The organism is Streptomyces sp. NPDC001093, assembly GCF_040298985.1.
Lineage (GTDB): Bacteria > Actinomycetota > Actinomycetes > Streptomycetales > Streptomycetaceae > Streptomyces.
Window position 1 is genome coordinate 1 of sequence record NZ_JBEPBF010000078.1, and the last position, 12,269, is coordinate 12,269.

General features: G+C 68.2%; 10 protein-coding genes and 1 pseudogene. 5 read left to right on the plus strand and 6 right to left on the minus strand.

Going from position 1 to position 12,269, the window contains the following annotated elements:
- Window positions 1-1,388 (minus strand): maltotransferase domain-containing protein (locus tag ABT288_RS31025; protein WP_351614664.1); only part of this gene is annotated, 1,388 nt, incomplete at its 3' end.
- A gap of 332 nt (window positions 1,389-1,720) precedes the next feature.
- Here ABT288_RS31025 and ABT288_RS31030 point away from each other — a divergent pair.
- Window positions 1,721-4,339, plus strand: a complete 2,619-nt coding sequence (locus tag ABT288_RS31030) for a glycosyltransferase family 1 protein (RefSeq protein ID WP_351614667.1) — start codon at window positions 1,721-1,723, stop codon at window positions 4,337-4,339.
- Between the two features lie 8 nt (window positions 4,340-4,347).
- On the opposite strand, the gene ABT288_RS31035 is transcribed toward ABT288_RS31030, so the two are convergent.
- Together ABT288_RS31035 and ABT288_RS31040 are read right to left on the minus strand one after the other, a co-directional pair.
- Window positions 4,348-4,533, minus strand: a complete 186-nt coding sequence (locus tag ABT288_RS31035) for a DUF397 domain-containing protein (protein WP_351614670.1) — start codon at window positions 4,531-4,533, stop codon at window positions 4,348-4,350.
- 8 nt (window positions 4,534-4,541) lie between these two features.
- A complete protein-coding gene (locus tag ABT288_RS31040; protein WP_351614673.1) occupies window positions 4,542-5,378 on the minus strand; it encodes a helix-turn-helix domain-containing protein in 837 nt (278 codons plus the stop codon).
- A 146-nt stretch (window positions 5,379-5,524) separates the two neighbouring features.
- Between ABT288_RS31040 and ABT288_RS31045 the strand changes: the two are divergent.
- The 4 genes and pseudogenes from ABT288_RS31045 to ABT288_RS31060 form a co-directional block, all read left to right on the plus strand.
- Window positions 5,525-5,938: pseudogene (locus tag ABT288_RS31045) on the plus strand (ATP-binding protein); the annotation flags it as partial.
- A gap of 232 nt (window positions 5,939-6,170) precedes the next feature.
- Complete coding sequence (locus tag ABT288_RS31050; RefSeq protein ID WP_351614675.1) at window positions 6,171-6,974, plus strand: COG4705 family protein; 804 nt, start codon at window positions 6,171-6,173, stop codon at window positions 6,972-6,974.
- Between the two features lie 633 nt (window positions 6,975-7,607).
- Window positions 7,608-8,066, plus strand: coding sequence for a ricin-type beta-trefoil lectin domain protein (locus ABT288_RS31055; RefSeq protein WP_351614678.1), 459 nt, complete (start codon window positions 7,608-7,610; stop codon window positions 8,064-8,066).
- Between the two features lie 191 nt (window positions 8,067-8,257).
- Window positions 8,258-9,223 (plus strand): hypothetical protein, encoded by a 966-nt coding sequence (locus ABT288_RS31060; RefSeq protein WP_351614681.1) that lies wholly within the window; start codon window positions 8,258-8,260, stop codon window positions 9,221-9,223.
- A gap of 218 nt (window positions 9,224-9,441) precedes the next feature.
- Here ABT288_RS31060 and ABT288_RS31065 read toward each other — a convergent pair whose 3' ends face one another.
- The 3 genes from ABT288_RS31065 to ABT288_RS31075 all read right to left on the minus strand — a co-directional run bounded on the left by ABT288_RS31065 (window position 9,442) and on the right by ABT288_RS31075 (window position 12,020).
- The gene (locus tag ABT288_RS31065; protein ID WP_351614684.1) at window positions 9,442-9,780 is read right to left on the minus strand and encodes a hypothetical protein; all 339 of its coding nucleotides are present in this window, start codon (window positions 9,778-9,780) and stop codon (window positions 9,442-9,444) included.
- Window positions 9,777-10,298 carry a DUF1990 domain-containing protein gene (locus tag ABT288_RS31070; RefSeq protein ID WP_351614687.1) on the minus strand — a complete coding sequence of 174 codons (522 nt, stop codon included), beginning with the start codon at window positions 10,296-10,298 and terminating at the stop codon, window positions 9,777-9,779. The genes ABT288_RS31065 and ABT288_RS31070 overlap by 4 nt, the downstream gene beginning before the upstream one ends.
- Window positions 10,299-10,370: 72 nt before the next feature.
- On the minus strand, window positions 10,371-12,020 hold the full coding sequence (locus tag ABT288_RS31075; protein WP_351614690.1) for a M4 family metallopeptidase: 1,650 nt from the start codon (window positions 12,018-12,020) through the stop codon (window positions 10,371-10,373).
- Window positions 12,021-12,269 lie beyond the last annotated feature (249 nt).

A 12,269-nucleotide genomic window follows, 5' to 3' on the forward strand; every position in this document is an offset into this window, starting at 1 on the left:
AGGAAGATCACGTCCGGGTCCTTGTGGTTGACCTCGGCGATGACCCGCTCCCAGAAGACGACCGGCTTGGTGTGCGGATTGTCGACACGGAAGATCCGCACGCCGTGGCCCATCCAGTGCCGCAGGAGCCGTACCGTCTCCGCGACCAGCCCGTCCATGTCCGCGTCGAAGGCGATCGGGTAGATGTCCTGGTACTTCTTCGGCGGGTTCTCCGCGTACGCGATCGTGCCGTCGGGCCGGTGATGGAACCACTCGGGGTGCTTCTGCACCCAGGGATGGTCGGGCGAGCACTGGAGCGCGAAGTCGAGGGCGATCTCCAGCCCCAGTTCACGGGCCCTTTCGACGAAGAAGTCGAAGTCCTCGATCGTGCCGAGGCCGGGATGGACCGCGTCGTGCCCGCCCTCGGGAGAGCCGATCGCCCACGGCACGCCCACGTCCTGCGGCCCGGCGGTGAGCGTGTTGTTGGGCCCCTTGCGGAAGGTCGTACCGATGGGGTGGATCGGCGGCAGATAGACGACGTCGAAGCCCATCTCCGCGATCGCCTCCAGCCGGCGCGCGGCCGTACGGAAGGTGCCGTGCGGCTGTTCGGCCGTGCCCTCCGAGCGCGGGAAGAACTCGTACCAGGAGCCGTACAGGGCCCGCTCCCGCTCCACCAGCAGCGGCATGGGATCGGAGGCGGTGACCAGCTCCCGCAGGGGATGGCGGGCCAGTAGGTCCTGCACCTGAGGTGCCAGCGCCGCCGCGAGGCGCCAGGCGGCCGGGCGGTTCTCGTCCCGCAGGGCCGCCACCGCCTTGTGGAGGACCGGGCGTTGCCCGTCCGGGAGCCCGGCGGCCGCCCGCTCGTACAGCCGCGCGCCCTCCTCCAGGACCAGTTCGGTGTCGATGCCCGCCGGGATCTTGATGCCGGCGTGGTGCTGCCAGGTGGCGACCGGGTCGGACCAGGCCTCCACCGTGTACGTCCAGCGGCCGGGCTCGCCCGCGGTGACGGTGGCGCCCCAGCGGTCGGTGCCCGGGGCGAGTTCGCGCATCGGTGTCCACGGCCCGGGCCGGCCGGCCGGATCGCGCAGGACCACGTTCGCCGCGACGGCGTCGTGGCCCTCCCGGAAGACGGTGGCGGACACCTCGAACGACTCACCGGTCACCGCTTTGGCCGGCCTGCGCCCCTGCTGGACCACGGGGCGTACGTCGAGGACGGGGATACGGCCGAGGGTGTTCCCCCCGGCGACGGACGGGGTGCCGGCGGGGGCGGGCGGGCCGGGCACGTCGGCGGCGGCCTTTACGGCTTTCTTGCCCGATGTTTTCCTGGCCGGTTTCTTCGCGGCCTTCGCTGCCGCTGGCGTGGCCTTGCTGCTTGTCGGCGGTGCTGACGAATGGTGCGTGGCGGGCATGACCGCTCCTGTCCGCGTCAACGTGGGTGTGGGCGGATGGATGTGGGGAGGTGGGTCCTGCGGAGGTGCTGTGGGACGCCTGTGGGGTCGTACCGGAGGAGCCTTCCCACCCTGATCGGGTGGGCAATCCGGAACATTGTTAACTACTCCCGCGTATGTCCACCCACAAGACCGGCCCCTTTTTACCGAGTGCCCGCAGGCCGCTCCTTGACGCCCCGACACCCGCGCCGGGCGCCTCCCCACCGACGCCCCGGTAACCACTACCGTCGAGGTTGACGACGAGACGTACAGCGCCGTGCGTCTCACTCCGTGACGCGTCCGAGGTGGCAGCTGTGAAGGCGATCCGTCGGTTCACCGTCCGTCCCGTTCTCCCCGAACCCCTCCGGCCACTGAGCGACCTGGCGCGCAATCTGCGCTGGTCCTGGCATGCGGAAACGCGCGATCTGTTCCAGTCCGTGGATCCCGAGGCATGGGCCGCGGCCGGGGGCGACCCGGTGCGGATACTGGGCCGGGTACGGCCGGCGCGGCTGACCGAGCTGGCCGCCGACCGCCGCTTCCTGCGCCGTCTCGGCGCGGTCGCCGACGACCTCGACGACTACCTGACCGGCGACCGCTGGTACCAGGCCCAGGCGGACGGCATGCCCGCGGCCATCGCCTACTTCTCCCCGGAGTTCGGCATCACGGCCGCGCTGCCGCAGTACTCGGGCGGCCTCGGCATCCTGGCCGGGGACCATCTGAAGGCGGCCAGCGATCTCGGCGTACCCCTGATCGGCGTCGGCCTGCTGTACCGGCACGGGTACTTCCGGCAGACCCTGTCCCGCGACGGTTGGCAGCAGGAGCACTACCCCGTGCTCGACCCCAACGAACTGCCCCTCACCCAGCTGAAGGAGGCCGACGGCGCCCTGGCGCAGGTCTCCCTCGCGCTGCCCGGCGGCAGGGCGCTGCACGCCCGGATCTGGCTGGCCCAGGTGGGCAGGGTGCCGCTGCTGCTCCTCGACTCGGACGTGGAGGAGAACGACCTCGGCGAGCGCGGGGTGACCGACCGGCTCTACGGCGGCGGCAGCGAGCACCGGCTGCTGCAGGAGATGCTGCTCGGGATAGGGGGTGTCCGGGCGGTACGGACGTACTGCCGGCTCACCGGGCACCCGCAGCCGGAGGTGTTCCACACCAACGAGGGCCACGCGGGTTTCCTGGGCCTCGAGCGGATCGCCGAACTGTGCGAGCGCGGCCTGGATTTCGACTCCGCCCTGGAAGCGGTGCGCGGGGGCACGGTCTTCACCACCCACACCCCCGTCCCGGCCGGCATCGACCGCTTCGACCGGGAGCTGGTCGCCCGGCACTTCGGGGCGGACGCCGAGCTTCCCGGCATCGACGTGCAGCGGATCCTGACCCTCGGCATGGAGACGTACCCGGGCGGCGAGCCGAACCTGTTCAACATGGCCGTGATGGGGCTGAGACTGGCCCAACGGGCGAACGGCGTGTCCCTGTTGCACGGCCAGGTGAGCCGGGAGATGTTCGCGGGCCTGTGGCCGGGATTCGACCCCGAGGAGGTGCCGATCACCTCCGTGACCAACGGGGTGCACGCGCCGACCTGGGTGGCCCCGGAGGTGCTGCGCCTGGGCGCCCGGCAGGTCGGCTCGGAGCGGGCCGAGGACGCGCTGACCGTCGGCGGCTCCGAGCGCTGGGACTCGGTGGCGGAGATCGAGGACCAGGAGATCTGGGAGCTGCGCCGCACCCTGCGCGAACAGCTGGTGCTGGAGGTGCGGGAGCGACTGCGGGCGTCCTGGCGTCAACGGGGCGCGGGTGGTGCCGAGTTGGGCTGGATCGACGGGGTGCTGGATCCGGACGTCCTGACGATCGGCTTCGCGCGCAGGGTGCCGTCGTACAAGCGCCTGACGCTGATGCTCCGGGACCGCGACCGCCTGATGGAACTGCTCCTGCACCCGGACCGCCCGATCCAGATCGTCGTCGCGGGCAAGGCCCACCCCGCGGACGACAGCGGCAAGCGCCTGGTCCAGGAGCTGGTCCGCTTCGCCGACGACCCGCGGGTCCGCCACCGTATCGTCTTCCTCCCCGACTACGGCATGGCGATGGCGCAGAAGCTCTACCCCGGCTGTGACATCTGGCTGAACAACCCCCTGCGCCCCCTGGAGGCGTGCGGCACCTCGGGCATGAAGGCGGCCCTGAACGGCTGCCTGAACCTCTCCGTCCTGGACGGCTGGTGGGATGAATGGTTCCAGCCGGACTTCGGCTGGGCCATCCCGACGGCGGACGGCGTGGGCACGGACCCGGACCACCGCGACGACATCGAGGCGGCGGCCCTCTACGACCTCCTGGAGCAGCGGGTGACCCCGCGCTTCTATGAGGGCGGTCGGGGAGGGCTCCCCGACCGCTGGATCCAGATGGTCCGCCAGACCCTGACCCTCCTCGGCCCCAAGGTGCTGGCCGGCCGCATGGTCCGCGAGTACGTCGACCGCCTCTACGTCCCCGCCGCGCACGCGCACCGCGCGCTGACCCCGGACACGGCGAGCGATCTGGCCACCTGGAAGGCCAGGGTCCGGGCGGCCTGGTCCGGGGTGAGCGTCGACCACGTGGAGACGACCGCGCCGACGGCCACGGCGGAACTGGGCTCGACGGTGGGGCTGCGGGTCCGGGTGGCGCTCGGCTCACTGACCCCGGACGACGTCGAGGTCCAGGCGGTGTCGGGCAGGGTGGACGCGGAGGACCGCATCACGGATGCGACGGTGGTCCCGCTGAAGCCGACCGGTGCCCCGGATCTGGAGGGCCGCCTGCTGTACGAGGGCCCGCTGTCCCTGGACCGCACCGGCCCCTACGGCTACACGGTCCGCATCCTCCCGAGCCACCGCTTGCTGGCCTCCGCCGCGGAGTTGGGTCTGGTGGCGGTGCCGTCGGAGGAGGCGGTGGAGGGGGCGGGGGTGTTGTTGCGGTAAGCCCGGGCTCAGGCCTTCTTCAGGGCTTCGATGAAGAGGGCAAAGGATCCGGCCGGGAGGGTGAGAGTGCCGACGGCCGGGTCCTTGGAGTCGCGGATGGTTGTGTGGGTGGGGGTGGTGGCTATCTCGACGCATTCGTTGCCGTCGCCCTCACCGGAGTAGGACGACTTCCGCCAGTTGTGGAGGGGGTTCATGGGATACCTCACAGCTCCTTCGTCAGCTCGCGAATGAAGTCCCGCGACCGTTCGGGCCCAAGCGATACGGCCTCCACCTTACGGAAGCGCGTTCGATAGGCGCTGAGCTGAGCTTCCGAGTCGATGAAGACAGAGCCGTGAGGTGCGTCCCGTACCACGGTGTCCAGCTTGGGCAGGGAGTCACCCACGTACGTCATCGTGCTGGAGGCTCTGGCGAAGCCGTCCAGGTCGAAGGGGATGACGCGCACGGTGATGTGATCCGCTTCGGAGAGCTCGAGGAGTCGGGTGAGCTGGGCCCTTGAGGTGGCCCGATCGCTGACCCTGATCCGAAGCGCCGCCTCATGGATCACCGCTTCGTACGGGATGGTGAACTCCTGACGCCGCTTGCGATGCTGGATGCGCAACTCGAGTTCCTGGCTGGTCAGTTCCGGGAGCCTGGACGAGAAGACGGCACGGGAGTAGTCCTCGGTCTGCAGCAGGCCCGGTACGTACAGGATGGCCACGTGGCGGAGGGACCGGGCGTGGTGCTCCAGCTCGGACAGGTCGAGGAATGACGTGGGGAGCAGGCCCCGGTACTCCTCCCACCAGCCGCGCGTCCGATCGGTGGCCATCTCCACCAGGGCGTCGATGAACTCCTCGTCGGTACTGGCGTAGTGGGACGCGAACCGACGCAGTCGCTCCTCGCTCACTCCGATGAGCCCCGACTCGATGTGGCTGATCTGGGCCCTGTTCATCCCGAGTAGTGCTGCCGCTTGGATGGCTGTGAGTCCTGCCGCCTCGCGGAGCCTGCGCAGTTCGAGCCCCAGGCGCAACTGACGTGCCGTTGGTTCACGCCTCTGAACCATGAGTTGCTCCTGCTCTTTCGGGGGCTGATCGTGCGATCAGCTTGCCACGGGTAACAGATTACCCCTACCGTCGGTGACGTAGCGCACACACAGCGGAACCACGCCCTGTGTGCGAACTCCCCACTCACGACTGGAGTCGATGACGCATGCCCGAAAACGACGACGACACCTGGGACTACACCCTCTACATCCCGAACGACCTCAGAGCGGTGACCGTATGCCGCCGCACCCTGCGCCTGATCCTGACCCTGCACGGTCTGATCGGCCTGGTGGACACCGCCGAACTGCTGGCGACGGAGCTGGTGTCGAACGCCGTACGGCATACGAAGGGGCCGGCGGCGCTCAGGGTGCGCCGTACCCCGGAGGGCGCCGTGTGGATCGGGGCGTGGGACACCGACTGCGCGCCGCCGGATCCGCCGTGTCCGCTGGAGGAGGTGGGGGAGTTGGAGGAGGGGCGGGGGCTGGGGTTGGTGAAGGCGTGTGCGGAGTACTGGGGGTGGCAGCCGACGGCTCGGTTCGGGGACCGGGGGAAATTCGTGTGGTGCGAACTTGCGGCGGCCTGGCGGACGTTGCTGAGGTTCGCCTGCTCCTGGGGCTCACCGTCAAGGTCGACCGCCCCAAGTTCGGATGAACCGGGCAAACGCCGGGGCCCTGGCCCCTTCCCACACAGCAAGGGCGGCTCACGCACTTCCGGGTTCCCGTGACCGCATGGGCAACTCATGCACCAGAAGCTCCAAAGGCATGGCAAAGACCCCTGGGTAGACGTCAGTCCGCTGTGCCATCGTGCGTGCCATGATCACTGAGCGGGTCCTTGACCGGTCCCATGCGCACGCCCACTCCCGGATATCCGGGATGGCGCACAAGGTACCGGAGGTCACCGCGTACTTCTGGATCATCAAGGTTCTGACCACAGGGATGGGCGAGAAGGCCTCCGACTACCTGGCCCATCTCCTCGGCCCGATGCCGGCGGTCGGCCTCGGCGTCGTCGCTCTGCTCGGGTCCCTGGTCGTTCAGTTCGCGGTGCGCCCGTACGTGGCCTGGGTGTACTGGACCGTCATCGTCATGGTCAGTGTGCTCGGCACGATGGCCGCCGACGCCCTGCACAAGTTCGGCGTGCCCTACACGCTCTCGACGCCTCTGTTCATGGTGGCCCTGGCCGTCGTCTTCGCCTTCTGGCACGCGAGCGAGCGGACCCTGTCGATCCACAGCATCACCACCCGTCGCCACGACACCTTTTACTGGGACACGGTCCTCACCACATTCGCGCTGGGTACGGCCGCGGGCGACCTGAGCGCCGGCATCGGCCTCGGATACCTGGGCTCCGTCGTCCTCTACGCGGTCGCGATCTGCGTGCCGGCCGTCGCCTACCGCGGGCGGCTGCTCGGCGCGGTGAGCGCGTTCTGGGCCACGTCCGTCATCACTCGTTCCCTCGGCGCCTCCTTCGCCGACTGGATGGCCCGCGACCCCAGCCACGGCGGCCTCCGCTGGGTCCTGAGGCCGGTCACCCTCTCTTGGGCGCGGTCGCGATCCTCGGCTTCGCGGCCTGTCTGGGGGTCTCGCGGCGCGATGTGCGCGGCCGACGTGGCCGCCGCCTGAACACCGGCCGTTGGAAGCTCCCCACGCGATCCGATGTGCCCTGCCGGCGAGACGAACCCATTGTGTACTTCGCGACCCTGCTAGAGGACCGCTGGTCTCCGAGCCCGGTATGACAGTGTCCCTCAGCGGAACGAATGAGGTGCCACCGGGCCTGTAGGTTCCCACTGAAGGCGCTGATGCGAGGTCCGCGGTTGAGCCTCCTACACAGTTACTTCCGGTTATTCAGCTGAATCGGGAGAGCTTCGCAATTACAGCAGAAAGGTGCCGTTGACCTGCGAGCGTCGCCGCCATCCGCGTATCGGTCGGCGCACGTCGCCTACGCGCAAGAAACGGGCGAAGCAGCCCTATCCGCTCCGTTATTCACAGCTCGCGGCCGTTGTTTGAGAAATGCATCGGGAACATGAGGGCAACGAACCAACCATTCACCATTGGGATCGCTATTTAAGTCGATTGACATGAGCATCCAAAGCTCGCTAATGTGCGGTCGCGGGGTGCTCGTGATCAAGTAACCGTTACTGTGCTTGACGGGCCGTCACCCACTCAAGTGCTTGCCGATGTCGTACGGAGAAGGCTGCACGGCAGAAAAATTGCATCATTAACGGGCAAGCATCACCCTCTGATTGTGAGGAAATCATGAAGAGCAAGAACAAAAAGGCTCTCGGTGTGGCCGCAATGGCCATGATTATGGTCGTTGTTGGTTCCGGAAGCGCGTTCGCGGGAAGCGTCACGTGGTTGAACGCGGCATACAACTACGGCGGCACGTCGTACCTGAGGGAGAACGTGTACGGGTCTAATTCGATAGACATTGGCGATTCCAGCAAGTACACCGGCTGGATCGACACCAAGTATAGCGACGGCGCCTGGACCGAGAAGAACGACCTCTTCGGCGACTGCCTCGACAGTAACTACAGTGGGCAGGTGTACGCGCACAGCTGCCTGTCAGGAGACATCTACCAGAGATGGTACGAGATCTCCACCAACTCGGGCTGGTGCCTGATGGACGAACAAACAGGTCTGGTCCTCGATGCCAAGCCGGCGGTCTACACGAACACGAACTACGGCGACAGGGACTTGAACCAGCGCTGGGACTAAACAGAATCGCCCTGCGCGCACGAGTGTCGCGCAGGGCCGCCGTTGAGTCACAGCAACTCTCATCTCTTGCTGTACGACGAGGAAGTGGACTACTACCCAGGCGTCGAGAGCTTTAGGTAGAACACCTTCCTCTGCAGCCCCGGCAGGCGCCCCTGTCGGGGCTCTATCCGCACGACCCTGAGGTCCCGCCAATGGAACACCCTGTCAGAACCGCACTTCGCGTCGGCTGTGCGGCGGCCTCCGCTGCCGTCCTGGCCGCCTGTGGCGCAACCGCCAATTCCGGTCTGCCGCAGCTGCCGGCACCGGTACCGGCCAGGCCCGGCAATCCCGGTCAGTCCGTCAACTTCCACGCCGGCGACGTCACCATCCGAAACGACGATGCCTGGACGCTACCGCTTGACTCCTACGACAGCGCCCAAAATTGGCGGATTACCGATGCGGCCGTCAATAAGCTCGCTCAACAATGCATGGCCAAACAGGGCCTGACCACCCCCGCAGCATTCCAGCTATCCGGGCAACGGGTCCTTCCCCTGGCCGCAATCTATGGTGTACTCACCATGTCCAGCGCGCGGGCCAACGGCTATCGGGTACTATCCGGCACCGGGCAAACCGCTCCCTCGCCCCCCACTGCCGCCGCGTCCGCCACCGCCCAGGAACGGAAGGTCGGCCACGCGTACTTTGGCGACCCGCAACACAGCCACACCGGCTGCCGCGCGAATGCCGCAGACAAGATCGGCATGCAGAAGGCGTACGACGCCTTCGGTCTCGTGCAAAATCTCCGCGTTCAGGCGCGTGCCGCGGCTTGGAGCGACCCCCGAGTCCAGCGGGCCAACGCCGTCTGGAGCTCATGTATGAAAGCCGCCGGCTATACCTACCCGGATCCGACCGCGCCTACGCACGACAAGGCACTTCTCGGGCGTGGCCTCCAAACTCCGCCCGGCGCACAACTGCCGCCGCCGTCCAAGGCGGAGAAGGCCGCCGCAGTGGCGGACGTGACGTGCAAGCGGCGCGGTAACTATGCGGTCACGGTGGCACTGGTCACCAGCGCCTACCAAAACCTGTTGATTGCTCAGCAGAGCGCTGGCCTCCAGCAGGAGAAACGAGTTTGGCGGTCTACAGTGGAAACCGCTCGTAAGATCATTGCGAGCGGCCGCTGAGCTCGTAAACCGATACGATGAGCCCCCTGGTTACTACAGCCGGTTGTTTCAAGCGAGGCCAACTCGGGTGAAATGGGCTCCTCGAATACTTGCGCGGTCGCCGTTTCCTGCTGGTCGGCGCCGGCCCCGTCCACGTGGTCGTACGGCCGTGCCCTGCGTATTCGTGCCACTGAATCGGTGTCGCCTGCAGGTCGGCTGGATTCCGATCCCGGCGCGTTCTACGGCACGAGCAGGTGCAGTCCCGAGCAGTCGTCCCCGCCGGACGGGTCCGGGGTGTACAGCCAATAGGCGGTCATGAGCAGCATGAACGCCAGCAGTACGCCGAGGACCGCGGACACCGCCGCGAGTCCGCGCCGTTGCGGGCGGGGCAGGACGGCGAACGCCAGCAGGGCGGCCAGGGCGCAGGCGAGGCCCGTCCACGAGGTGACGTACATGCGGGTCGAGGGGCCCAGGTAACGGCAGTGCTGGAAGGTGTCGGAGTCCCAGGTCACGCGGGCCACCAGCAGGATCGCCGAGGCAACGGTCAACAGGGGGACGAGGAGGGCCTTTCGAGTCATTCCTCGGACAGCCCCTCGCACAGCTTGCGCAACACCGTCCCGCAGCGGCGGGCGTACGCGTGCTGCAAGCCCCGTGTCGCCGGGCCGCCCGCCTTCGCGTACCACTTGGCCGGTTTGCTGAAGGCCGCCACCGTCAGCCAGACCGTGCCGTCGCCCGTGCGGTCGACCACGAAGGCCTCCTCGCCGCATTCGGGGTGGCCCTCCAGGGTGCCGTAGGCCCAGCCGGTCCGGCGGGGTTCCTCCGCCGTCCAGATGATGCGGCAGGGGGCCTTGATGACGCCCGCCAGGGTGACCGTGACGTCGACGCCCTCCGCGGCTCTGTCCGCGCTCGCGTCGATGCCCACGCCCACGGCGCGGTGCATCTCCCAGGTGAGGACCGCCTCGGCCGCGCGGTGGAAGAGCTTCTGACCCTCACCGAGGCGGGTGCGGACGAGCAGCGGATGGAAGCCGGGCGGGCAGTACGTCAGGTCGTCGCGGGTCGCGCCGACCGGCTCGTAGGTGAAGGACGCCGGGGACATGGGTCACAAGGGTAGGGCGGTACCCGGGACGCCCTCCGCCCGGGTACCGCCCGATTGCCGAATGGCCTGCGGCTAGTTGACGTTGACCGCCGACCAGGCCGCGGCCACCGCCTTGTACTCGGTGCTGCTGGAGCCGTAGAGGGCCGATGCCGCGCTCAGCGTGCCGGTGCGGGCCGCCTTGTAGTCGGTCGTCGACGTGAAGTACGTCGTCAGGGCCTTGTACCAGATCTGCAGCGCCTTGGCGCGGCCGATGCCGGTGACCGTGGAGCCGTTGGAGGTGGGCGAGTTGTACGTCACCCCGTTGATCGTCTTCGAACCGCTGCCCTCCGAGAGGAGGTAGAAGAAGTGGTTCGCGACGCCGGACGAGTAGTGGACGTCCAGGTTGCCGACCGACGAGGACCAGTAGTCGGCGCTGCCGCCGTCCTTGCTGGGCTTGTCCATGTAGCGCAGCGGGGTGCCGTTGCCGTTGATGTTGATCTTCTCGCCGATGAGGTAGTCACCGGGGTCGGAGGGGTTGTTGGCGTAGAACTCCACGCCGGTGCCCATGATGTCCGACGTGGCCTCGTTCAGGCCGCCGGACTCCCCCGAGTAGTCCAGGCCGGCCGTGTTGGCGGTGACGCCGTGGCTCATCTCGTGGCCGGCCACGTCGAGCGAGGTCAGCGGGTCGGCGTTGCCGGAGCCGTCGCCGTAGGTCATGCAGAAGCAGCTGTCGTCCCAGAAGGCGTTGACGTAGTTGCTGCCGTAGTGGACGCGGGAGTAGGCGCCGACGCCGTCGTTCTTGATGCCGCTGCGGCCGAACGTGCTCTTGTAGAAGTCCCAGGTCTCCTGCGCGCCGTACGCGGCGTCGGCGGCCGCGGTCTGGTCGGAGGAGGACGTGGAGGCGGTGCCGGTGCCGAAGGTGTTGGCCGAGTTGCTGACCAAGGTGCCCTTGCCGGACGTCTTGCGGGCCAGGTTGTAGGTCTTGTGACCGCCACGGGAGGCGTCGGTCAGGTTGTACGACGAGCCCGACTGGGTCGTGGTGAGGCTGACCGTGCCGGAGTACAGCGTCTTGCCGGTGCCGGTCGCGTTCTCGATGCCCTGGTACTCGAAGAGCTTCTTGCCGGTCGCGGCGTCGGTGATGACGTGCAGCTGGTTCGGGGTGCCGTCGTCCTGGAGGCCGCCGACGACCGTCTCGTAGGCCAGCACCGGCGTGCCGTTCGCCGCCCAGATCACCTTGCGGGCGCCGTCCGCGGCGGACTTGGCGGAGCCGAGGGTCCTGGCGGCGGACAGCGCCTGCTTCTCGGCCTTGGCGGCGGAGATCTGCGGCTTGAGCGAGGCCACCTTGATGGCCGCCTTGGTCGCCTTGGTGACGCCCTCGGTCCTGCCGGACTTGGCGGTGTGGACGACCAGGTCGCCACCGAGCACCGGAAGGCCCGCGTAGGTGCGCTCGTAACGGGTGTGGACCGTGCCGTCGGCGTCCTTGACGACGTCCTTGACGATCAGCTTCTCCTTGGCGCCGAGGCCTATCTGCTGCGCGGTGTGGGCCGCGTCGGCCTGCGCCTTCTGTATCAGGGAGACACGGGCCGAGTCCGACAGCGCGGCGGGCGCGGCGGCGAGGGTCGCGCTGCCCTTGCCGGCGGCGGTCGCGGTGGCGGTCAGACCGGTGGAGAGCAGGGCTCCGGCGGCGACGGCGGTGGCGATGGCCAGAGTGGCGCGCTTGTGACGCGTGTAGCGGGGGGTCACGCAAGCTCCTTCTCGTGGGGAGTCCGGTCAGCGTGGGGTTACTGGCCGGAGAGGTGGGGTGAAGCTCTGCGACGGGTGAAGGAAGGGTGACATCGGGGGCGCGTACATGTCAGGCCCCTGAAGTGATGTTGGCCGGAAGGCAACTGTCCGGGAAAGGGCGCTGGGGGTCAGTGAGTCCAGGGCCACGGACACCGCGTCCGAGGAGGCGGCCTGGGCGGGCGCCGCGGCGGGCAGCTGGAGCAGTCCGGC

Excerpts from the sequence above, each read along its gene's own strand:
- ABT288_RS31035 (WP_351614670.1), bottom strand. The coding sequence starts at position 4,533 with ATGAACCCCCTCCACAACTGGCGGAAGTCGTCCTACTCCGGTGAGGGC.
- ABT288_RS31040 (WP_351614673.1), bottom strand. The coding sequence starts at position 5,378 with ATGGTTCAGAGGCGTGAACCAACGGCACGTCAGTTGCGCCTGGGGCTC.
- ABT288_RS31050 (WP_351614675.1), top strand. The coding sequence starts at position 6,171 with ATGATCACTGAGCGGGTCCTTGACCGGTCCCATGCGCACGCCCACTCC.
- ABT288_RS31055 (WP_351614678.1), top strand. The coding sequence starts at position 7,608 with ATGAAGAGCAAGAACAAAAAGGCTCTCGGTGTGGCCGCAATGGCCATG.
- ABT288_RS31060 (WP_351614681.1), top strand. The coding sequence starts at position 8,258 with ATGGAACACCCTGTCAGAACCGCACTTCGCGTCGGCTGTGCGGCGGCC.
- ABT288_RS31065 (WP_351614684.1), bottom strand. The coding sequence starts at position 9,780 with ATGACTCGAAAGGCCCTCCTCGTCCCCCTGTTGACCGTTGCCTCGGCG.
- ABT288_RS31070 (WP_351614687.1), bottom strand. The coding sequence starts at position 10,298 with ATGTCCCCGGCGTCCTTCACCTACGAGCCGGTCGGCGCGACCCGCGAC.